Origin of the sequence: Pseudonocardia terrae (genome assembly GCF_021343995.1) — a bacterium.
In the GTDB taxonomy this organism is placed as follows: Bacteria; Actinomycetota; Actinomycetes; order Mycobacteriales; family Pseudonocardiaceae; genus Pseudonocardia; species Pseudonocardia terrae.
On sequence record NZ_JAJTTE010000081.1, the window covers coordinates 1 to 21,345 of the forward strand.

General features: G+C 74.6%; 22 protein-coding genes. 17 read left to right on the forward strand and 5 right to left on the reverse strand.

Translation table 11 applies throughout. The features are described 5' to 3' along the window. Positions 1-647 precede the first annotated feature (647 nt). Positions 648-1,520 carry an HAD family hydrolase gene (locus tag LWC33_RS31995; protein ID WP_233308447.1) on the forward strand — a complete coding sequence of 291 codons (873 nt, stop codon included), beginning with the start codon at positions 648-650 and terminating at the stop codon, positions 1,518-1,520. Between the two features lie 384 nt (positions 1,521-1,904). On the opposite strand, the gene LWC33_RS32000 is transcribed toward LWC33_RS31995, so the two are convergent. Then, a complete protein-coding gene (locus tag LWC33_RS32000; RefSeq protein ID WP_233308448.1) occupies positions 1,905-2,648 on the reverse strand; it encodes an oxidoreductase in 744 nt (247 codons plus the stop codon). 157 nt (positions 2,649-2,805) lie between these two features. Between LWC33_RS32000 and acs the strand changes: the two genes are divergently transcribed. The 4 genes from acs (at position 2,806) to LWC33_RS32020 (ending at position 6,948) form a co-directional block, all read left to right on the forward strand. Further along, positions 2,806-4,779, forward strand: coding sequence for an acetate--CoA ligase (gene acs / locus LWC33_RS32005; protein ID WP_233308449.1), 1,974 nt, complete (start codon positions 2,806-2,808; stop codon positions 4,777-4,779). 116 nt (positions 4,780-4,895) lie between these two features. Beyond that, positions 4,896-5,339 (forward strand): alternative ribosome rescue aminoacyl-tRNA hydrolase ArfB, encoded by a 444-nt coding sequence (gene arfB, locus LWC33_RS32010; protein ID WP_233308450.1) that lies wholly within the window; start codon positions 4,896-4,898, stop codon positions 5,337-5,339. A gap of 151 nt (positions 5,340-5,490) precedes the next feature. Continuing rightward, positions 5,491-5,994, forward strand: coding sequence for a phage holin family protein (locus tag LWC33_RS32015; RefSeq protein ID WP_233308451.1), 504 nt, complete (start codon positions 5,491-5,493; stop codon positions 5,992-5,994). A gap of 18 nt (positions 5,995-6,012) precedes the next feature. Further along, on the forward strand, positions 6,013-6,948 hold the full coding sequence (locus tag LWC33_RS32020; RefSeq protein WP_233308452.1) for an alpha/beta fold hydrolase: 936 nt from the start codon (positions 6,013-6,015) through the stop codon (positions 6,946-6,948). Between the two features lie 6 nt (positions 6,949-6,954). Here LWC33_RS32020 and LWC33_RS32025 read toward each other — a convergent pair whose 3' ends face one another. Continuing rightward, a complete protein-coding gene (locus tag LWC33_RS32025; RefSeq protein WP_233308453.1) occupies positions 6,955-7,965 on the reverse strand; it encodes a glycerophosphodiester phosphodiesterase in 1,011 nt (336 codons plus the stop codon). 227 nt (positions 7,966-8,192) lie between these two features. Here LWC33_RS32025 and purD point away from each other — a divergent pair, with 227 nt between their 5' ends. Both purD and LWC33_RS32035 read left to right on the forward strand, forming a co-directional pair. Next, positions 8,193-9,455: a phosphoribosylamine--glycine ligase gene (gene purD / locus LWC33_RS32030; protein WP_233308454.1), complete on the forward strand. Its 1,263-nt coding sequence runs from the start codon at positions 8,193-8,195 to the stop codon at positions 9,453-9,455. A 184-nt stretch (positions 9,456-9,639) separates the two neighbouring features. Continuing rightward, positions 9,640-10,764, forward strand: a complete 1,125-nt coding sequence (locus LWC33_RS32035; RefSeq protein WP_233308466.1) for a pyridoxal phosphate-dependent aminotransferase — start codon at positions 9,640-9,642, stop codon at positions 10,762-10,764. 8 nt (positions 10,765-10,772) lie between these two features. On the opposite strand, the gene LWC33_RS32040 is transcribed toward LWC33_RS32035, so the two are convergent. Then, positions 10,773-11,750, reverse strand: coding sequence for a threonine aldolase family protein (locus LWC33_RS32040; protein WP_308191038.1), 978 nt, complete (start codon positions 11,748-11,750; stop codon positions 10,773-10,775). A gap of 414 nt (positions 11,751-12,164) precedes the next feature. Here LWC33_RS32040 and LWC33_RS32045 point away from each other — a divergent pair, with 414 nt between their 5' ends. The 6 genes from LWC33_RS32045 to LWC33_RS32070 all read left to right on the forward strand — a co-directional run bounded on the left by LWC33_RS32045 (position 12,165) and on the right by LWC33_RS32070 (position 16,913). Beyond that, on the forward strand, positions 12,165-12,365 hold the full coding sequence (locus LWC33_RS32045; protein ID WP_372476778.1) for a sigma factor-like helix-turn-helix DNA-binding protein: 201 nt from the start codon (positions 12,165-12,167) through the stop codon (positions 12,363-12,365). A 10-nt stretch (positions 12,366-12,375) separates the two neighbouring features. Next, positions 12,376-13,071: a hypothetical protein gene (locus LWC33_RS32050; RefSeq protein ID WP_233308456.1), complete on the forward strand. Its 696-nt coding sequence runs from the start codon at positions 12,376-12,378 to the stop codon at positions 13,069-13,071. 88 nt (positions 13,072-13,159) lie between these two features. Beyond that, positions 13,160-13,717, forward strand: a complete 558-nt coding sequence (locus tag LWC33_RS32055) for a TetR/AcrR family transcriptional regulator (protein WP_233308457.1) — start codon at positions 13,160-13,162, stop codon at positions 13,715-13,717. Between the two features lie 19 nt (positions 13,718-13,736). Continuing rightward, positions 13,737-15,158 carry an adenylosuccinate lyase gene (purB, locus tag LWC33_RS32060; RefSeq protein WP_233308458.1) on the forward strand — a complete coding sequence of 474 codons (1,422 nt, stop codon included), beginning with the start codon at positions 13,737-13,739 and terminating at the stop codon, positions 15,156-15,158. Continuing rightward, the gene (locus LWC33_RS32065) at positions 15,155-15,988 is read left to right on the forward strand and encodes a phosphoribosylaminoimidazolesuccinocarboxamide synthase (protein WP_233308459.1); all 834 of its coding nucleotides are present in this window, start codon (positions 15,155-15,157) and stop codon (positions 15,986-15,988) included. The genes purB and LWC33_RS32065 overlap by 4 nt, the downstream gene beginning before the upstream one ends. Positions 15,989-16,163: 175 nt before the next feature. After that, a complete protein-coding gene (locus LWC33_RS32070; protein ID WP_233308460.1) occupies positions 16,164-16,913 on the forward strand; it encodes a DUF2334 domain-containing protein in 750 nt (249 codons plus the stop codon). 87 nt (positions 16,914-17,000) lie between these two features. On the opposite strand, the gene LWC33_RS32075 is transcribed toward LWC33_RS32070, so the two are convergent. Then, positions 17,001-17,966 carry a zinc-binding dehydrogenase gene (locus tag LWC33_RS32075; RefSeq protein ID WP_233308461.1) on the reverse strand — a complete coding sequence of 322 codons (966 nt, stop codon included), beginning with the start codon at positions 17,964-17,966 and terminating at the stop codon, positions 17,001-17,003. Between the two features lie 63 nt (positions 17,967-18,029). After that, positions 18,030-18,668 carry an MBL fold metallo-hydrolase gene (locus tag LWC33_RS32080; protein ID WP_233308462.1) on the reverse strand — a complete coding sequence of 213 codons (639 nt, stop codon included), beginning with the start codon at positions 18,666-18,668 and terminating at the stop codon, positions 18,030-18,032. 108 nt (positions 18,669-18,776) lie between these two features. Here LWC33_RS32080 and purS point away from each other — a divergent pair, with 108 nt between their 5' ends. From purS to LWC33_RS32100, 4 genes are all read left to right on the forward strand, one after another. Then, positions 18,777-19,007 carry a phosphoribosylformylglycinamidine synthase subunit PurS gene (purS, locus tag LWC33_RS32085; RefSeq protein WP_037049488.1) on the forward strand — a complete coding sequence of 77 codons (231 nt, stop codon included), beginning with the start codon at positions 18,777-18,779 and terminating at the stop codon, positions 19,005-19,007. Beyond that, positions 19,004-19,690 (forward strand): phosphoribosylformylglycinamidine synthase subunit PurQ, encoded by a 687-nt coding sequence (purQ, locus tag LWC33_RS32090; protein ID WP_233308463.1) that lies wholly within the window; start codon positions 19,004-19,006, stop codon positions 19,688-19,690. Before purS ends, purQ begins: the two co-directional genes overlap by 4 nt. A 55-nt stretch (positions 19,691-19,745) precedes the next feature. Further along, positions 19,746-20,927: a PP2C family protein-serine/threonine phosphatase gene (locus tag LWC33_RS32095; RefSeq protein WP_233308464.1), complete on the forward strand. Its 1,182-nt coding sequence runs from the start codon at positions 19,746-19,748 to the stop codon at positions 20,925-20,927. Then, on the forward strand, positions 20,924-21,345 hold a 422-nt coding region (locus LWC33_RS32100), incomplete at its 3' end, for a CHASE3 domain-containing protein (protein ID WP_233308465.1). The genes LWC33_RS32095 and LWC33_RS32100, both read left to right, overlap by 4 nt.

Genomic DNA, 21,345 nt, shown 5'->3' on the forward strand with positions numbered 1-21,345 from the left:
ACCCCGAACTCCTCGACCATCACCAGTGTCCGCTCGCCCATCGCCCGCTCCCTCCGCCGCTCCCGTCCCTCGGGGCCGTGTCGAGCCTGCGGCCTCGAGGGGTGGGCGGACGGGCCGATCGCACCGCTGTGGATCGTCGGGGTCGGGTGTGGACAGATCGCCCGGAAAGATCTCCGACCTCGGGAACCGTCGGGGCGGGGTGGCACGATCGTGCGGGGGCGTGTGCGCGTCCCGGCCCTCGCGACCCGCCACCCACGCGCGTCGCGACGGTCGCCACGCCCGGCGCACCAGGGCCGCACGATTGTTCTTCCGCGGCACGGAGCGGGGGGCGCGCCCGTACCTGCGGCGACCCGGTCCGCGCCGGCCCGCACCTGCCGACCCGCCCGCCGCCGTCGGGCGATCGCCCGTCAGACAGTCATGGCCCCGGGACGTACTTGCGGTTACAGTTGTCGTCGGCTCGGACCGTGTCCGAGCGGGTTCAGCTCGACCCCCCGGGGCTGAACCGCCCGACGGCCTCCGCCAATCCCCCCTGGCGGAGGCCGTCCCCATGTCCGGGCTCGTTCCGGACCGAGCCGCGGCCCGGACCGACCGGAGTCCGGCCCGCATCCCGGTCGGGCCACGGCAACGTGGTCTGGCAGGCTTCCCCGGTGCCCGCTCCGACCGCTCCCCCCGCGACGACGGCCGCTCCCCGGGCGCCGCGGCGGGCCGCCTTCTTCGACCTCGACAAGACGATCATCGCCGGGTCCTCCGCGCTGGCCTTCTCGCGGCCCTTCCGCCGACAGGGGCTGATCACCCGTCGCGCCGTGCTGCGCAGCGCGTACGCCCAGCTCCTGCTCCTGTTCGCCGGGGCCGACGCGGACACGATGGACCTCCTGCGCCACCGCATCACCGCGCTCGCGACCGGCTGGGAGGTGGCACAGGTCCGGTCCATCGTGGCCGAGACGCTGCACGAGATCGTCGCGCCGATGATCTACGCCGAGGCCGCCGAGCTGATCACCGAGCACCACGCCGCGGGCGACGAGATCGTGGTGCTGAGCGCCTCGGGGCTGGAGGTCGTCGAGCCCATCGCCGCGCTCATCGGCGCCGACCGCAGCATGGCCACCCGCATGTCCGTGCGCGACGGGCGCTACACCGGGGAGATCGACTTCTACTGCTACGGCGAGGAGAAGGCCGTCGCCGCGCGGGCGATCGCCGCCGAGCGCGGCTACGACCTGGCCGACTGCCGGGCCTACTCGGACTCGATCACCGACCTGCCGCTGCTGCTCGCCGTCGGGCACCCGACGGTCGTCAACCCGGACAGGGCGCTGCGGCGCGAGGCGGAGCAGCGGGGCTGGCCGGTGCTCACCTTCGCGGCCCCGGTCTCGCTGCGTTCCCGGCTCCGTCCGCGGGCGCCGGCGCTGGCCGCGGGGTTGGGACTGGCGGCCGCCGGGCTCGGGCTCGCGGTCGCCGGCGGCGCCGGGTGGTGGGCGCAGCGGATCCGCGAGCGGGGCAGCCGTTTCCGCAGGTCGGAGGCATTCTGACGGACGGGGCGGGGCGCTCGCATCCGCCGTCCGGGTCGTGTCACGGAGCGCTGATCACCACCCTCCGAAGCTGAACCGGTGCACCTCGCCGGACCCCTTGCTGTGGTGCCGCTGACGGGGTACCAATGGGTCTCACGGACCTCTGAGAGGCCAGGGCCGGTGCGGCAGAGAAGCACCCGACCCCCCTTCCCGGGGCTCCGTGCACGATCGCCGGGCACTCCACGCACAGCACGCCGCGGGAGGCATGTCGTCGTGGGCCTGCGTACCGGGACGCCGGACGCCGAGGCCGGAGCACGACACGTAGTGCACGCCTGGATCCCGGTCCGTCGTGCGAGTGGGCGGTACTCCCTCGGGGGTACCGCCCCCTCTCATGTCGGGGCCCGGTCAGGCCCGGGAGTCGGCGATCGACATCCCCTCGCGCGCGCCGGCCTCCCAGGCGCGGCAGCAGTGCAGGATCCACTCCCGCAGTCCCTCCGGCGTTCCGGAGGCGAAGCCGTCGGCGGCCGCGCGGTACTCCTGTGCCCGGCGCAGGTGCCCGACCTCCGGCACGGCGAGCGACTTGGGGTCGAACCCGGTGGCGACGGCGGTGAGCCGGGCCGCCGCCCGGGCGACGACACCGTCGGCGGTCCCGAAGGGCCGCAGGGCGAGCAGCTCCCCGTGCACCACCGCGACGACGACCGGGGCGGGCGCGGAGGTCCCGCCCGTCACCAGGTCGGCCAGCAGGGACAGGCGCGCCGACGCCCCCTCGCGCGGGCGGCCGAGCCGGGCCTCGTGCTCCTCGACCGGGATCAGGTCGGTCGCCGCCAGCACGTGCAGCCGGGCCAGCGCCTGCAGCGGCGCGCCCTTCCACACCGCGAGGAGCTTCGTCGCCTCGTCGGCCACGCGGACCGCGCCGGCCAGCACCGGGTCGGTGACATGGTCCTCGCGCGCCGGGGTGAGCGGGGCGCCGTCGAGCGCCGCCGACGCCCGGGCCCCGCGCAGCGCCGCCTCTGCCGAGGTGGCCGGCCACCCGCGCCGGTTGACCTGGTGGTTGTGCACCGGGACGAGGGCCGCGCGGGCGGCGGCGACGGCGTCGGCCACCCCGGGCAGGTCCGTCAGCGGGGCGAGCGGGTCGGTACGGGCGGGCACCGGGCCATGCTGCCACCGGGACCTGGTCACCGGCCGGGGGGTGTCCTCTCCGTACTGACGGTGCGCCGGGGCATCCGGAGCACTACGTTTTCCCTGACGTGCGCGCCGCTGCTCAGCCTCCGGTGCGCCGAAGCGCGGCTAGAGGAGGGCACGAGATATGGCCGAGTCCGGAGCGACGCTCGACAACCTCTCGACCGAGAGCCGGACCTTCCCCCCGAGCCAGGAGTTCGCGGCGCAGGCGAACGCCACGGAGGACTGGTACGAGCGGGCGGACGCCGATCGCGAGGGCTTCTGGGCCGAACAGGCCGAGCGGCTGAGCTGGGGCACGAAGTGGGAGCGGGTCCTCGACTGGGAGGCACCGTTCGCGAAGTGGTTCGTGGGCGGGAAGCTCAACGTCGCCTACAACTGCGTGGACCGGCACGTGGAGGCCGGGCACGGGGACCGGGTCGCGTTCCACTGGGAGGGCGAGCCGGGGGACACCCGCACCATCACCTACGCCGACCTGCAGCGCGAGGTCTCGAAGACGGCGAACGCGCTGGTGGAGCTGGGCGTGGGCACCGGCGACCGGGTCGCGATCCAGCTCCCGATGATCCCCGAGGCGGTGTTCTCCATGCTGGCCTGCGCCCGGCTCGGCGCGCTGCACAGCGTGGTCTTCGGCGGGTTCTCGCCGGGCGCGCTGAAGGCTCGTATCGAGGACGCCGAGGCCAAGCTGCTCATCACGAGCGACGGGCAGTTCCGCCGGGGCAAGCCGGCCCCGATGAAGGAGAACACCGACCAGGCGGTCGAGGGCACCACGATCGAGCACGTCCTGGTGGTCAAGCGGACCGAGACCGACGTGCCGTGGACCGAGGGCCGCGACCTGTGGTGGCACGACGTCGTCGACGGGGCCTCGGACCAGCACACGCCGGAGGACTTCGACTCCGAGCACCCGCTGTTCATCCTCTACACCTCGGGCACCACCGGGAAGCCGAAGGGGATCCTGCACACCTCGGGCGGCTTCCTGGCCCAGACGGCCTACACCCACCACGTGGTGTTCGACCACAAACCGGGCGAGAGCGTCTACTGGTGCACCGCCGACATCGGCTGGGTCACCGGGCACTCCTACATCGTGTACGGGCCGCTGGCCAACGGCGCCACGTCGGTGATGTACGAGGGCACGCCGAACACCCCGCACGAGGGCCGGCACTGGGAGATCGTGCAGAAGTACGGCGTCACCATCTACTACACGGCGCCCACGCTGATCCGCACGTTCATGAAGTGGGGCAAGGAGATCCCGGAGAAGTTCGACCTGTCCTCGCTGAAGGTGCTCGGCTCCGTGGGCGAGCCGATCAACCCCGAGGCCTGGATGTGGTACCGCCAGGTCATCGGCGGTGAGCGCTGCCCGATCGTCGACACCTGGTGGCAGACCGAGACCGGCGCGATCATGATCTCGCCGCTGCCCGGCGTCACCGCCACCAAGCCCGGCTCGGCGATGCGCCCGCTGCCCGGCATCGGCGCCGCCGTCGTCGACGAGAACGGCACCCCGGTCGGCAACGGCCAGGGCGGCTACCTCGTGCTGGACAAGCCGTGGCCGGCGATGTTGCGCACGATCTGGGGCGACGAGGAGCGCTACCGCGACACCTACTGGTCGCGCTTCGAGGAGCAGGGCTACTACTTCGCCGGCGACGGCGCGAAGTACGACGACGACGGCGCGGTCTGGCTGCTCGGCCGCGTCGACGACGTGATGAACGTCTCGGGCCACCGGATCTCGACCACCGAGGTCGAGTCGGCGCTGGTCAGCCACCCGACGGTGGCCGAGGCTGCGGTCGTCGGCGCCTCGGACCCGACGACGGGCCAGGGCATCGTCGCGTTCGTGATCCTGCGCGGGAACGTGGCCCAGGACGAGGCGAAGGGCGAGCAGGCCATCGCGGCGCTGCGCGACCACGTCTCGAAGGAGATCGGGCCGATCGCGAAGCCGCGCCAGATCATGGTCGTGGACGAGCTGCCCAAGACCCGCTCCGGCAAGATCATGCGTCGGCTGCTGCGCGACGTCGCGGAGAACCGCGAGGTCGGCGACGTCTCCACGCTGGCCGACTCCGCCGTCATGGACCTGATCCAGACGGGCCTCAAGGAAGGCAAGGGCGAGGACTGAGCTGAGCCTGGGCCTCGGCGCGAACGGCGCCCCCGCGTGGGCAGGGGTGCCGTTCGTGCAGCAGCCGTTCACGCCAGTGCCGTTCGTGGGGCGGCCGGGTGGGGCATCCTGCGTCCGTGACCGGTGGTGAGGAGCCCGACGGCGGCGTGCTCGTGCGCCGCGGTGTCGTCGTGCCCGCGCGCGAGCTGCACTGGCGGTTCTCCCGCTCGTCCGGCCCGGGTGGGCAGGGCGTGAACACCACCGACTCGCGCGCCGAGCTCTCGTTCGACGTCGCGGGCTCGCCCAGCCTGCCCGTGGACCTGCGGGAACGCGCCCTGGCGCGGCTCGGCGGACGGCTCGTGGACGGCGTGCTGACGGTGGTCGCGAGCGAGCACCGCAGCCAGCTCCGCAACCGCGAGGCGGCCCGCGAGCGGCTCGCCCAGGCGCTGCGTGCGGCCACCGCGCCCGACCCGCCCGCGCGGCGCGCCACCCGGCCGACGAAGGGCTCGCAACGCCGCCGGCTCGACGCCAAGGCCCGCCGCGGCGCGGTCAAGAGGCTGCGGTCCCGCCCCGACGAGTGATCGCCGGTTCGCCGTCCACGATCCGGGGAAGACCACGCTGGACCGCGCATGCGCCCAGGCACCCCGCCGGTCGCCGTGGCACGATGACCACTCGCCGACCGGGCCCGGACCGGTGCGGCGGTTCCGCTCGACACACGCAGGAGGCACCGCGGTGGCCACCCCGACCAGCTCCAGCGGCACGGACGTCCCGCCCGTGCTGCCGTCGATCCCGCTGTCGAAGGAGCCCGCTCCCGGCTCCGGCGAGCAGTCGATCGGCGCCCTCGTGCGCGACGTCACCACCCACGTCTCGACGCTGATCCGCTCCGAGGTGGAGCTGGCCAAGGCCGAGGTGACGACCGAGGTCAAGAAGGGCGTCCAGGGCAGCGTCTTCTTCATCGTCGCGCTGGTCATCGCCCTGTTCAGCCTGTTCTTCTTCTTCTTCGCCATCGGTGAGCTGCTGTCGATCTGGCTGAACCGCGCCGCGGCGTTCGGCATCGTCTTCGGCATCATGCTCATCGCGGCCGGCGTGTCGGCGCTGATCGGCTACATGCGGGTGAAGAAGATCCGCAAGCCCGAGCGGACCATCTCCTCGCTCAAGGAGACGGCCGAGGTGCTGCAGAGCCGGGGCAGGGCCCACTCCGACGGGACGCCCCAGCTGGACGGCACCGCTCGCTGAGCCGGGCCGCTGAACCGGATGGGTCGGGGAGGTCCGCGGCCCGAGCCGTCGTCCGTCCGGGTCCCCGGCCCGTGGCGGCACGGGGCGGTGTCCGCCAACGGCATCCGGCTGCACACGGTCGAGGCGGGTGAGGGCCCGCTGGTCGTGCTGCTGCACGGCTTCCCGGAGTTCTGGTGGTCCTGGCGGCACCAGCTGGTCGCGCTGGCCGCCGAGGGTTTCCGGGCGGTCGCGGTGGACCTGCGCGGGTACGGCGACTCGGACAAGCCACCCCGTGGCTACGACCTGTGGACGCTGGCCGGGGACGTCGCGGGCCTGATCCGGGCTCTGGGCGAGCAGAAGGCGCACGTCGTGGGCCACGACTGGGGCGGGCTCATCGCCTGGACGCTCACCGCCCTGCATTCGCGCCTCGTCCACACGCTCACGGTGGTCGACGCGCCGCACCCGCTCGCGATCCGCGCCGCGGCGGTGCGCGACCCGGCGGGGCAGTTCCGCGCGACCGCGAGCTACGCCCTCGGCTTCCAGCTCCCGCGGCATCCCGAGCGTTCCCTGCGCGCCGACGGCGGCGCCCGGGTCGAGCGGATCATGCGGGCCTGGTCGGGCCCGGACTGGCCGGGCACCGCGGACTTCGCCGAGGCCGCGCACCGCAACCGCGAGGCCATGCTGATCTCGACGGTGGCGCACTGCAGCCTCGAGTACTACCGCTGGGCGCTGCGCTCCCAGCTCCGCGCGGAGGGCCGCCGGTTCGCCGCCGCGGTCGCCCGGCCCGCCGCGGTGCCGGTCCTGCAGGTCCACGGCGCGGACGACCCGTGCCTGCTCGAGCGCACGGCGCAGCTCTCGTCGCGCTGGGTCACCGGGCCCTTCGTGCACCACGTCCTGCCCGGCACGGGGCACTTCCCGCACCAGGAACGGCCCGCCGCGACGACCGCGGCGATCCTGGCCCGGATCAGAGGCTGATCGGGATCACAGGCTGAACGCGGCCACCGCGGTGTCGGGGTAGTCGGAGAACACACCGTCGACGCCCGCGGCGAGGAAGGCGCGGTACTCGGCGAACACGTCGCCGTGGTCCGCCTCGCGGCCCGCGCGGCGCATCCCGCTGGGCAGGAACGAGTTCTCGTTGCGGAACGTGAAGGCGTGCACGAGCAGGCCGGCCGCGTGCGCGTCGGCGACGAGGGTGGTGGGCTCGCCGTCCGGCGGGATCACCAGCTCCTTCGCGGGGCCGATGCCGGCGGCGTACGCGGCGATCCCGGCCAGCTCGGCCGGCCGTGTCAGGTCGCCGAAGGTTCGCGGGTCGCCGGCGGCGGCGAGGTCGGCCGGGGCGCCGACGTCGTCGAGCAGCTGGATCAGCCGCACCGGGATCTCCGCGTGCAGGGAACGCAGGTTGGCCGTCTCGAAGGACTGCACGAACACCGGCGAGTCGGCCCGGTCGAGGCCGTGCGCGCGCAGGGCCGCGACGAGCGCGGGCCCGCAGGGCAGGCCGCGACCGGCGAAGTACGTCGGGGTCTTGGTCTCCGGGTAGACGCCGATCTCGCGGCCCAGCTCGGCGGAGAGCCGGGCGCGCAGGTCGAGGATCTCGTCGAAGGTCGGGACCCGGAACAGGCCGTCATAGACCGTGTTCTCCTGGCGCAGCAGGGGTAGCCGCTCGACCGCCCGCAGGGTGCGCAGCTCGGCGAGGGTGAAGTCGTCGGCGAACCAGTCCTCGACCGTGTGCCCGTCGACCGTGCGGACCGTGCGCCGGTCGGCGAACTCCGGGTGCGCCGCGACGTCCGTGGTCGCGCCGATCATCGGCTCGTGCCGCGCGACGAGCACGCCGTCGGCCGTGCTGACCAGGTCCGGCTCGAGGTAGTCGGCGCCCATCCGCGCGGCCAGCTCGTAGCCGGCGAGCGTGTGCTCGGGCCGGTAGCCGGAGGCACCGCGGTGGGCGATGACCAGGGGGGCGTGCGTCGCCGGGGCGGTGAGCAGCGCGGTGGGCACGGGGGAGTGTCCTTTCGCCGGGAGACGGCTCGCTGCCAGCGTGTGCGGGCGAAGGATCGGGGATGCGACCGTCGGGCGTCGGGCTCGTGAACGCCGGACGGCGGCTCGCGAGGCTACCCACGCGGCCGGGCGTACGCCCCGGACGGGTGAGCGGGATCATGCGGCCGGGGCCGGAGCGGGCGCCGCGGCGTCCCGGACCCGGAGGGCACGGCCTAGGCTCGTGCCCCGTGCGCGTACTGGTCGTCGGGAGCGGAGCCCGAGAACACGCCCTCGTCCTCGCCCTGGCGCAGGACCCCCAGGTGACAGCGCTGGCCTGCGCCCCCGGCAACGCGGGGACCGCGGCGGTCGCCGAGCAGCACGGGCTCGACGCCCGCGACGGCGGCGCCGTCGTGGCGCTCGCCCGGGACTGGGGCGCCGAGCTGGTGGTGATCGGGCCGGAGGTGCCGCTGGTCGCCGGCGTCGCCGACGCCGTGCGGGAGGCGGGCATCGCGGTCTTCGGCCCGGGTGCCGAGGCCGCCCGCATCGAGGGCTCCAAGCAGTTCGCGAAGGACGTCATGGCCGCGGCGGGGGTGCCGACGGCGACCTCGATCGTCGTGGACAACCCCGCGAACCTCGACGCCGCGCTCGCCGGCTTCACCCCGCCCTACGTGGTCAAGGACGACGGGCTCGCCGCCGGCAAGGGCGTGGTGGTCAGCGAGGACCTGGAGGTCGCGCGGGCGCACGCCATGCACCTGCTCGACGAGGGCCACCCCGTGCTGCTCGAGGCCTACCTCGACGGCCCCGAGGCCTCGCTGTTCTGCCTGGTCGACGGCACGACCGTGGTGCCGCTGGTGCCCGCGCAGGACTTCAAGCGGGTCGGCGACGGCGACGCGGGCCCCAACACCGGCGGCATGGGCGCCTACGCGCCGCTGCCGTGGGCCGGCGACGGCCTGGTCGACGACCTGGTCGCGCGGATCGTCCAGCCGGTCGCCGACGAGCTCGCCCGCCGCGGCACGCCCTTCAGCGGCCTGCTCTATGCCGGCCTCGCCCTGACCTCGAACGGCCCGGCGGTCATCGAGTTCAACTGCCGCTTCGGCGACCCGGAGACCCAGGTCGTGCTGGCGCTGCTGCGCACCCCGCTGGCCGGCGTGCTCAACGCCGTGGCGACCGGGACGCTCGCCGACCACGCCCCGCTCGAGTGGAGCGACGGCGCGGCGGTCACGGTCGTCGTGGCCGCCGAGGGATACCCGGGCACGCCGCGGCTCGGCGACGTCATCAGCGGTGCGGAGGCCGAGGGCGTGCTGCACGCCGGCACCCGGCGGCGCGACGACGGTGCGGTGGTCTCGGCGGGCGGCCGCGTGCTGTCCGTGGTCGGCACCGGGCCGGACCTCGCGGCGGCCCGCGCGGACGTCTACCGCCGGGTGGAGGGCATCCACCTGGCGGGCTCGCACCACCGCACGGACATCGGGCTGCGGGCGGAGAAGGGCGAGATCTCGATCCCCGGACGGTGATCCCGCTCCCCGCGTCGTGGCTGCGGAGGTCGGGAGCCGATCCGTCGCCGGGCGGCGGGTCGCTGCCGACCGCCGTCCGGCACCGGTCGCCCGGGGCGGATTTCGTAGGCTCGCGGGCGTGACCTCCGTGAACCCCGGGATCGCGGGTCCCTCGGCCCGGTCCGGCATCGCCCCCTTCCACGTCATGGACGTCTGGGCGGCGGCCGGCGAGCGGCAGCGCGCCCGCGGTGACCTGATCAACCTCTCCGCCGGGCAGCCCTCCACCCCGGCCCCCGCCGCCGTCCGGGCCGCCGCCGCGACGGCCCTCGAGACCGAGGTGCTCGGCTACACGGTCGCGCTCGGCATACCGGAGCTGCGGGCCGGCATCGCCGGCCACCACGGGCACGCCTACGGCATCACCGTCGACCCGGACGACGTCGTGGTCACCACCGCGGGGTCCGGCGGTTTCCTGCTCGCCTTCCTCGCCGCGTTCGACGCCGGCGACCGCGTCGCCATGGCCCGCCCCGGCTACCCCTGCTACCGCAACATCCTCACCGCGCTGGGCTGCGAGGTCGTCGAGCTGCCGTGCGGGCCGCAGACGCGGTTCCAACCGACCGTGGCGATGCTCGAGGAGCTCGACGAGCCGGTGAAGGGCCTGATCGTGGCCAGCCCGGCGAACCCGACGGGGACCGTGCTCGACCCCGCGGAGCTGGCCGCGCTCGCGCGGTACTGCGAGGAGCGCGGGATCCAGTTCGTGAGCGACGAGATCTACCACGGCATCGGCTACGCGGGGTCACCCGCGACGGCCTGCGCCTGGGAGACCTCGCGCGAGGCGATCGTGGTCAACTCCTTCTCGAAGTACTTCTCGATGACGGGCTGGCGACTGGGCTGGCTGCTGGTGCCCGAGCGGCTGCGCCGGGCCGTGGACCGGCTCGCGGGCAACCTCACCGTCTGCCCGCCCGCGCTCCCGCAGCACGCCGCCGTCTCCGCCTTCACCCCGGACTCCTACGCCGAGGCGGACTCCCACGTGCAGCGCTACGCCGTGAACCGGGACCTGCTGCTCCGGGGCCTGCCTGCGCTGGGGATCGAGCGGCTCGCGCCTGCCGACGGGGCCTTCTATGTCTACGCCGACGTCGGGCACCTCACCGAGGACTCGATGCGGCTGACCTACGAGCTGCTCGACGAGACGGGGATCGCGGTCGCGCCGGGCGTCGACTTCGACCCGGTGGAGGGCCACCGGTACGTGCGGCTGTCCTTCGCGGGGGCCACCGAGCCCATCGCCGAGGCGCTCGAGCGGTTGCGGCCGTTCGTGGCGAAACGGTCGCGCTGACCGCGTGATCAGGCGCGGCGCGCCGGCTGCCGGTCCGCCCTCTCCAGGGGGCCGATCCGCTCCAGCGCCGCGTCGACGTCGCCGTCGGTGAGGTCCGCGTGGGTCATCAGCCGGACCTTCCCCGACATGGCGCTGACCCGGACCCCGGCCTCGGCGAACCGGGCGATCGTCCCGGCGAGGTCGGCGACCGTGACCAGCACGATGTTGGTCTCGGGCTCCTGCACCCGCCAGCCGCGCTCGCGCAGGCCGGCCGCGAGGGTGGCGGCGCGGGCGTGGTCCTCGGCGAGCCGGTCGACCCGGTCCAGGGCGACCAGTCCCGCGGCGGCCAGCACCCCGCCCTGCCGGACCCCGCCACCGAGCATCTTCCGCAGGCGGCGGGCCTCCTCGACGAACTCGACGGACCCGGCGACGACCGACCCGACGGGCGCGCCCAGGCCCTTCGACAGGCAGACCTGCACGGTGTCCGAGCCGACGGTCAGCGCGCCCGGCGGCACCCCGAGCTTCACGGCCGCGTGCCAGAGCCGCGCCCCGTCGAGGTGCACTGCGAGGCCCGCGGCCCGGGCGGCGCCGGCGACCTTCGCGTGCTCCTCGGGCCGGGTGACCGTGCCGCCCGCGGCGTTGTGCGTGTTCTCCAGGCACAGCAGCCGGGTGCGCAGCGTGTAGTACGGCCCGGCGGTGCCCGCGGCACGGCGGACCGCGGCGGCGGAGACCTTGCCGGGCCCGGCGTCGTGGTCGAGCGGCTGCGGCATACCACCGGCCAGCCATGCGGCGGTCCCCAGCTCGGCATCGAGCACGTGGGCGCCCCGGGGCGCGAGGAACGCGTCGCCCCGCTGCAGGTGCGACATCAGCGCGATGAGGTTGCCCATCGAGCCGCTCGGCGTCCACAGGGCGGCGGACGCACCGAGGATCCCGGCGACCTGCTCCTCCAGCTCGCGCATCGTGGGGTCGCCGTCGAGGACGTCGTCGCCCACCTCGGCGTCGGCCATCGCCGCCCGCATCTCGCGCGTGGGCCGGGTGACGGTGTCCGACCGGAGGTCGATCGGTCCGTCCGGAGCCGGTCTGCTCGCCTTGGCCCGGGCGGAGGAGACGGCCGAGGAGACAGCTCTCGCCGCAGGGCGCCGGGATCGCGTCGGGGTCCGCATCGGACGGAATTCTGTCAGCCCCCACCACGCTCGGTCCTGCCGGGTCACGAAACGGTCACGACGTTGGGCCGGATGGGTGAGGGCTGCGGGGGGATGCAACCGTGGTCGGCGTCCGCACCGTCGCCTGGGTGACGAAGGGAGGGCGCCGGGTGGACGACGCCGCCGAGCGCGCGTTCGCACCGCGAGCGGCCGGTCGACGTCACGCCGGACCGTGCGGTCACGGGGTCGACGGCCGACGGCGTCGCCACCCGCACCGCGCTGGTCGACGCCTTGCGGGCGGTCCCGGCCCGGCAGCGTGCGGTCCTGGTGCTGCGGTACCTGGAGGGGCTCGACGTCGGGGCCACCGCGGCGGCGCTCGGCTGCTCGGAGGGCACGGTGAAGAGCCAGGCCGCGCGCGGGCTGGCGGCGCTGCGGACGATCCTCGGCGACGCGCTCGACGACCTGAGACCGGCGGGGTGAGGTGATCCGGATGGAGAACGACGACGAGCGGCTGGCGGCCGCCTTCCGGGCCGCCGTGCAGGACACCCCGGCGGCCGGCTTCGACCACGAGGACGTGCTCGCCGGCTCGCGGCGGCTCGCCCGGCGCCGCCGGATGCTGCTCACCGGCGGGGTGGCCGCCGCGGTGATCGTGCTGGCCGGAGGGGTGACGACGGGGGTGGTGCTGACCCGCGACGACGGCGCCGTGACCTCGGCGGCGGCCCCCGCGCCCGAGCGGGCGGGACCCGGATCGGTGGCCGACGCGGCGGCACCGCGGGCGGCGGCGGCCCCGTCGGCGCCCGCGCCCGGAGCCCCGCTGGGCCCAGCCGCAGGGGACTGCGTGAACCCCCAGGACCCGCAGCTGCGGGCGCTGGTCGACGCGGCCCTGCCCGCGCTGGCCGGCGCGCAGGAGGCACCGACCACCATGATCTGCCGGCCCGGCGGCGGTCGCGAGGTGAACCTGGAGGTGGCCGACGGGGCGCTGACCGGCCTGTTCACCGTCGTCTACACCCCGGCGGGCGAGCCGCCCGCGCAGACCGCGACGGCCGTCGGCTGGGTCACGGCCGAGGCGCCGACCGCCTCGGGCGGCACCGTGGTGGTGACCTCGCGGGGCGCCTTGGACTCCGGGGGTGTGCCCTTCGCCGACGACGTCCGGCCGCTGGCGGACGCGCTCGGCCCCCGGCTCTGAGCGGCCCTGAGCGGCTCTGAGCGGCTCCGAGCGGGCTCCGCGAGCACGGCGGCACGGCGTCCAGGGAGGCACAGGGCAGACTGACGGCGTGACGACGGAGAAGGGTGAGCGCCGCAAGCAGGCGCTCACCGAGGCCGCGGGCGCGCTGCTGCGCGAGGGCGGCTTCGACGCCGTCCGGCACCGCGCCGTCGCCGAACGGGCCGGGCTCCCGCTGGCCTCCACGACGTACTACTTCGACTCGCTCGACGCGCTGGTCACGGCGGCGGTCGAGCTCACCAGCCGGCAGGACCTCGCGGCCGGCCGCGCGGAGCTCGACGCCGCCACCCCCGCGGACCCGCTCGACCTGGTGCTCGACCAGCTGCTGGGCCGGAACTCGCGCCAGGGCGGCCTCGACGCGGTGCTGCTGCGCTACGAGCAGCTCGTCGGGGCCGGACGGCGGCCCTACCTCGCCCCGCTCATGCGTACGCTGCGCTCCGAGCTCGACGGCCTGCTCACCGAGGCCCTGGCCCGCGCCGGGCACCGGCTCGACGCGGGCGGGCTGCGCCGCGTGGTCGAGGTCGTCGACGGCGCGGTGCTGTCCGCGTTGATCGAGGCCGACCCGGACCCACGGGCCACCGCGCGGGCGGCGCTCCTGCGCGTTCTGTAGCGACGTAAGCTGGCACAACGTGGTCATCCCCAACGTCCTCGCCGCCCGCTACGCCAGCCCGCAGCTGGTCGAGATCTGGTCGCCCGAGTACAAGATCGTGCTGGAGCGCCGCCTGTGGATCGCGGTGCTGAAGGCGCAGCGCGACCTGGGCGTCGAGGTGCCCGAGCAGGCGATCGCGGACTACGAACGCGTCGTCGAGCAGGTGGACCTGGCGTCGATCGCCGAGCGCGAGCGCGTGACCCGCCACGACGTGAAGGCCCGGATCGAGGAGTTCAACGCCCTCGCCGGGCACGAGCAGGTGCACAAGGGCCTGACCAGCCGCGACCTCACCGAGAACGTCGAGCAGCTGCAGCTGCGGCTGTCGCTGGAGCTGGTCCGGGACCGCACTGTCGCGGTCCTGGCCAGGCTGGCGCGGCGGGCGTCCGAGTACGCCGAGCTGGTGATGGCCGGCCGCAGCCACAACGTCGCGGCCCAGGCCACCACGCTCGGCAAGCGCTTCGCCTCCGCGGCCGACGAGCTGCTCGTCGCGTACCGGCGGCTGGAGGAGCTGCGGGCGCGGTACCCGCTGCGCGGCATCAAGGGCCCGGTCGGGACCGCCCAGGACATGCTCGACCTGCTCGACGGCGACGCCGCCAAGCTGGCGCAGCTCGAGTCCCGGATCGCCGCACACCTCGGCTTCGCCGGCGTGTTCACCAGCGTCGGGCAGGTCTACCCGCGCTCGCTCGACCACGACGTCTGCTCGCTGCTCGTGCAGCTGGGCGCGGCGCCGTCGTCGCTCGCCACCACGATCCGGCTGATGGCGGGCCAGGAGCTCGCGACCGAGGGCTTCAAGCCCGGCCAGGTCGGGTCGAGCGCGATGCCGCACAAGATGAACACCCGGTCCGCGGAGCGGATCAACGGGCTGCAGGTGGTGCTGCGCGGCACCGCGTCGATGGCCGCCGAGCTGGCCGGGGCGCAGTGGAACGAGGGCGACGTGTTCTGCTCCGTCGTCCGCCGGGTCGCGCTGCCCGACGCCTTCTTCGCCCTCGACGGGCTGTACGAGACCACACTGACGGTGCTCGACGAGTTCGGCGCCTACCCGGCCGTCATCGCCCGCGAGCTGGACCGCTACCTGCCCTTCCTCGCCACCACCAAGGTGCTGATGGCGGCGGTGCGGGCCGGCGTCGGGCGGGAGACCGCGCACGAGGCGATCAAGGAGCACGCCGTCGGCGTCGCGCTGGCGATGCGGGAGAAGGGCCAGCAGGACAACGACCTGGTCGAACGCCTGCAGGCCGACGAGCGCCTCGGCCTCCCGGCGGGCCTGCTCGACGGGCTGCTCGCCGACCCGCTGTCCTTCACCGGTGCCGCGACCGCGCAGGTCGCCGCGGTGGTCGCGCAGGTCGCGGAGATCACCGAGGCGCACCCCGAGGCCGCCGCCTACACCCCCGGAGCGATCCTGTGAAGCTGCTGCACTCGGGCAAGGTCCGGGACATCTACTCCGACCGGGGCGACATCGTCCTCGTGGCGTCGGACCGGCTTTCGGTGTTCGACGTCATCCTCCCGACGCCGGTGCCGGACAAGGGAAAGATCCTCACCTCCCTGTCGCTCTGGTGGTTCGACAGGGTCGCGGACCTCGTGCCGCACCACGTGATCTCTGCGACCGACGTGCCGGAGGAGTTCGCCGGGCGGGCCGTGCGGTGCCGGCGGCTGGACATGCTGCCGGTCGAGTGCGTGGCGCGCGGGTACCTGACCGGCGGTGGGCTGAAGGAGTACCGCGAGACCGGCACCGTGTCGGGGATCGCGCTGCCGCCGGGTCTGGAGGACGGGTCGCGCTTCCCGCAGCCGATCTTCACGCCGTCGAGCAAGGCCCCGAAGGGGCAGCACGACGAGGCGATCACGTTCGCGGACGTCGAGGACCTGGTCGGCGCCGAGACCGCCGCCCGGATCCGCGACCTCACGCTCGAGGTCTACCGGATGGGCGCGGAGATCACGGAGAAGAACGGGATCCTGCTCGCCGACACCAAGCTGGAGTTCGGCCGGGACGCCGACGGGCGGATCGTGCTGGGCGACGAGGTCCTCACCCCGGACTCCTCGCGGTTCTGGCCTGCCGACCAGTGGGAGCCGGGGCGCCCGCAGTACAGCTTCGACAAGCAGTACGCACGGGAATGGGCGCTCTCCACCGGCTGGGACAAGACCGAGCCCGGTCCCGAGGTCCCGCCGGACGTGGTCGCCGCGGTCCGGGCCCGCTACGTCGAGGTCTACGAGCGGATCACCGGCACGCCCTGGGAGTGATCGAGCCCGCCCCCGGGCGCAGTATGGTTCCGTAACGCGATCTTGGAGCCGGGTCCTGGCGCAGTATGGTTCCATAACGCTGTCCCGGACCGGGTTTCCGGGTGTTGTGGAACCATAATGCGGTTCTCACGCCGGGGTCGTCGGGCGTTCACATCGGGCGCGTTCCCTTCGGGGCATGCCCGCCCGACTGGTCGTCTCGCTCTCCGGGCTCACCGACGCCCGGGGCGACGCCCTGCCCCGCGCCCGCGCGCTGGCCGCCGACCTGGACCGGCGCGGAGTCCCGCTGACCCACCTGGTGCAGCCCGCCTCGCCCGACGGGCCACCCGCGCCGCCGCTGCTCTCCTGGCTGCGCGACCGCACCAGTGGCGCCGACGAGCTCGCCCTGCACGGCTACGACCACACCCCCGACCCCGCCCGGCGCGGCGGCGTCGGGCGCAAGGGCGAGTTCGCCGCCCTGCCCCGGCACGAGGCGGGGCTGCGGCTCACCGCCGCGCGCCGCGCCCTCACCGGGCTCGGGCACGGCACGGCGGTGTTCGCCGCGCCGCGCTGGCTCGCCTCGCCCGGCACCGTCGACGCGGTGCGGGAGCAGGGCTTCCGCATGTGCCTCGACGAGGGCGGCGTCCACCTGTTCGACGACGGCGTGCTGTTGCGGACCCGTGCCCTCGGCTTCCGGCTGGAGGCCGTGGTGTCCGGCGAGGAACGGAGGCGCGCCGAGTCCTGGCGGTGTCGGGTGCTGCACGCCGAGGCGGTGCGCGTCGCGCGGCGGGCCGGCGTGGTGCGGATCGGGGTGCGCGCCAAGGACCTCCGCCGTCCGGACCGGGTCCGCACCGTGCTCGAGACGGTCGATGCCGTGCTCGCCGAGGGGGCCTGGCCCACGACCTACGCGGCGCTCTCCGCGTCCGCCCCGGCCGTCCGGACCGCCTGACGGCGAGCGCGAGTCGGCACCTCCGGTCGTCCGAACCGCACATCCCGTCGTCCCCGGATGTGCGGTCCGGAGGTGCCGACCCGGGGTTCACGGGATCAGCACGGCCTTACCGACGACCTCGCGGTCCTGCAGCGCGGTGTGCGCGTCCGCGGCCTTCGCGAGCGGGAACCGCCGCCCGACCACCGGCCGGATCCGCCCGGCCGCCGCCTCCCGCAGCATCCGTTCCTGACGGGCCCGCCGACCGCCCCCGTACTCGGCGAGCTGCTCGGTCCCCCGCACCGAGACGCCCGGGGAGTGTGCCTCCGCCGGGTCCACCTCGGTCGGCGGCCCACCCGCGATGCCGTAGTTGGAGTAGCGGCCACCCTCGGCGACCAGGCCGAACGCGGCCCGTCCGAGCTCGCCGCCGACGCCGTCCACCACGACGTCGACCTGGCCGACCCTCCGCCGGACGGCGTCGGCCCAGCCGGCGTCTCCGTAGTCGACGGCGAGGTCCGCGCCGAGCGACCGGGCCAGGGCGAGCTTCTCCGCGCCCCGCGCCGCCGCGAGCACGCGCGCCCCGGTGGAACGTGCGAGCTGGACGAGCAGACTGCCGACCCCGCCCGCGGCCGGCAGGACCAGCACCAGCTCGCCGGGCCGCACCCCGACGTCACCGAAGACGGCGAGCGCCGTGCCGCCGTCGTGCAGCATCACGATGGCCTCGGCGGCGCCGAGCCCGTCGGGGACGGGCAGGACGGAGCCGAGCGGGGCGGCGAGCTGCTCGGCGTAGGCACCGCCCTCGACGTCGGCCAGGACCCGCCGCCCCCGCCAGCCGGGGTCCACGCCGTCGCCGACCGCGCGGACCCGGCCCGCCGCCCCGCGCCCGGGGACGTAGGGGAGCGGGGTGGCGAACCGCGGTCCCGGCGCGCCGCCGCGGCGGATCAGGGTGTCGAGGGTGAGCACCCCCGCCGCTTCGACCTCCACCACGACCTCGCCGGGTCCCGCGACGGGGTCCGGCACCTCGACCGGTTGCAGCACCTCGGGCCCGCCGAACTCGTCCACCCTGATGACCAGCACGTCTCCTCCTCGGGTCGTCGACGTCCCCACCCTCGGAGCTGAAGTCGGGTCGAGGTCAAGGGGTCAGACGGCGGTCGCCTTCTCCCGGTCCAGCACCTCGACCGTCGTCTCCTTCGGGGCGAGGTTGGTGAACAGGCCGTAGTGCATCGCCGGGTTGGCGAGCACCGCCTCGTGGATCGGCACGGCGGTGCGCGGGGTCATGGCCCGCAGGTAGTCCACGGCGTCGCCGGCCTTGAGCCAGGGGGCACCCGTCGGGAGCAGCAGGGTGTCGACGGGGTCGCGGCCCTCGGGCAGCGGGACGTAGGCGTCGCCGGGGTGCAGGAGGGCGTCGTCGACCAGGTACCCGTTGTTGCGGACGATCGGGACGTCCGGATGGATCACGGCGTGGTCGCCGTCGCCGACGACCTCGATCCGCGCGCCGGCGACCTCGAGCACCGCGCCCGGGGCGGTGGTCTCGTACTCCGGGCCGTCGAGCTGCTCGGCGGTGCCGTCGTCGACGATCAGCCGGGCGTCCGGGTTGGCCCGCAGGAGCGCGGTGAGCCGGTCGACGTCCAGGTGGTCGAAATGCTGGTGGGTCACGAGGATCGCGTCGAGGCCGGTCAGCGACTCGAAGCCGGTCGAGAAGGCGCCCGGGTCGACCAGCAGGCGCGCGGAACCGGTGTCGACCAGCACGCAGGCGTGGCCGTAGTGCGTGAGCTGCATGCCCCCAGCCTGCTCCGACCCGGCGCGACCGGCACGCGCGGCCGCGTGTCAGCAGCCTCACCCGGGCGGGGCGGCGACGTCGTCCCAGTTCACCGTAGGCTTGACGGCGTGGCGAGAGTGGTCGTGGACGTGATGCCCAAGCCCGAGATCCTGGACGTGCAGGGCCAGGCGGTCTCCCGCGCGCTCACCCGGATCGGCGTGTCCGGCATCGAGGTGCGGCAGGGCAAGCACTTCGAGCTCGAGGTCGACGACTCGGTCGACGACGAGACCCTGCACCGCATCGCCGGCGACCTGCTGGCCAACCCGGTGATCGAGGACTGGACGGTGACGCGGGTATGAGCACGCGGATCGGGGTCATCACCTTCCCGGGCACGCTCGACGACGTCGACGCCTCGCGCGCCGTCCGCTACGCCGGCGCCGAGCCCGTCGCGCTCTGGCACGGCGACCACGACCTGCTGGCCGTGGACGCCGTCGTGGTCCCCGGGGGCTTCTCCTACGGCGACTACCTGCGCGCCGGTGCGATCGCGAGCCTCGCGCCGATCATGCGCGAGGTCGTCGAGGGGGCGGCCAAGGGCCTGCCGGTCCTCGGCATCTGCAACGGCTTCCAGATCCTCTGCGAGGCCGGGCTGCTGCCGGGCGCGCTGACCCGCAACGAGAAGCTGCACTTCGTCTGCCGGGACCAGAAGCTCCGCGTCGAGAACGCCGAGACCGCCTGGACCAGCGGCTTCACCCGGGGCGAGGAGATCCTCGTCCCGGTGAAGAACGCCGAGGGCCGGTTCGTCGCCGCGCCGGACACGCTGACGGCGCTGGAGGCCGAGGGCCGCGTGGTGTTCCGCTACGTCGGCGGCAACCCCAACGGCTCCGCGGCCGACATCGCGGGCGTGACCTCCGAGAACGGCCGGGTCGTGGGCCTCATGCCGCACCCGGAGCACGCCGTCGACCTGCTCACCGGGCCCTCCGAGCAGGGGCTGGGTTTGTTCAGCTCGGTCCTGGGCACACTCGCGGGTGCTCCCGCAGCCTGAGATCGACTGCGCCCCATTAGGCTGGCGGTCCGCTCCATCGACCGAGAGGCCGTTCGTGACCCGACCCCTGCCCGGTGCGGCCAGCCACCGGGTCCTGCTGGTCGAGGACGACCCCGGTGACGTCTTCCTCGTGCAGGAACTGCTCGCCGAGGTCGACCCGTCCGTGCGGGTCACCGTCGCCGAATCGGTGCGTGCGGTCGTCGAGCGAAACCTGCTGTCGGCCGCGGACTGCGTGCTCCTGGACCTGAACCTGCCCGGGGTGAGCGGGCTCGACGGGCTGCGCGAGGTGCTGCAGGCGGATCCGTCGGCCGCCGTGTGCGTGCTCACCGGGCTCGACGACGAACACCTCGGCATCGCCGCGGTCGGTGTCGGCGCCCAGGACTACCTGGTCAAGAACAAGGCCGACGGCGCCGTGCTGATCCGGGCGATCCGCTACGCCGTCGAGCGCCGCCGCGCCGAGGCGAGCATGGTGCGGCTGCGCGAGGAGCAGCTGGTGGCCGCGGAGTCGGTGCGCCTCGAGCGCGGCCTGCTGCCCTCGCTGCTGCTCGACGGCAGCAGCGTGCGCGGCCGCTCCTTCTACCGCTCCGGGCGGACCCGCGCCGTGATCGGCGGGGACTTCTTCGACGCCGTCCGCGGGCCGTCCGGCACCGTGCACGCGATCATCGGCGACGTCTCCGGCCACGGTCCCGACGAAGCGGCGCTCGGCGCCCTGCTCCGGGTCTCCTGGCGCGCGCTCGTCCTGGCCGGCGTCGACGAGCCCCAGGTGCTGCCGAAACTGCAGGAGGTGCTGGTCAGCGAGCGGCACGAGCGCACGCTGTTCACCACCGTCTGCACGCTCACGATCGACCCGGCGCCCGAGGGCGGCGACCGGGTGCTGATCCGCTCGGCGGGGCACCCGCCGCCCGTCTCGCTGCGGCCCGACCCGGCGTCGCTGCGACCGCGGGTCGGCGTGCCGCTCGGGGTGCTGCGGGACGCGAAATGGGAGCCCGAGGTGCTCCGGATGGCGCCGGGATGGGCGTTGCTGCTGTTCACGGACGGGCTGATCGAGGGCCGGGGCGTCCGGCCCGACGAGTTGCTCTGGCAGGAGGGTCTGATCGACGTGCTCGGGAAGGAGCGGGACACCCCGATGTCCGAGCTTCCGGGCAGGCTCGTCGAGCACGTCGAGCGGATCAACGGCGGTCCGCTCGCCGACGACGTCGCCATGCTGCTGCTCACCGACCGCGCGGGCGACGAGTGACCGCGTCCGCTCCCGCCCGCCGGCGTCGCCCGGTCCGGCTGCGTCTCGACCCGGCCACGATGGAGGACGCGCAGCAGCGCTGGACGCTGCGCCGCTGGTTCACCGTCGGCGCCACGATCCTCGGGCTGCTCTCCGTGCTCGCCGTCGCGCTCGGCGCCTGGGCCGTCGTGCGGATCGCCGACGCGCGCACCGCGCTCTACGACGAGGTCACCCCGGCCGTCACCGCCGGGCAGAACCTGTCCGCGGCGCTGCTCGACCAGGAGACCGGCGTCCGCGGCTTCACCATCCTGGCCAACGACGAGTTCCTCGCCCCGTACGTCAACGGCCGGGCCGCCGAGGCGACGGCCGTCGACGTGCTGCGCCCGTTCGACCGGACCTTCCCGGCCGCCGGTCTCGGTCCGGCACTGCAGCACGTCGA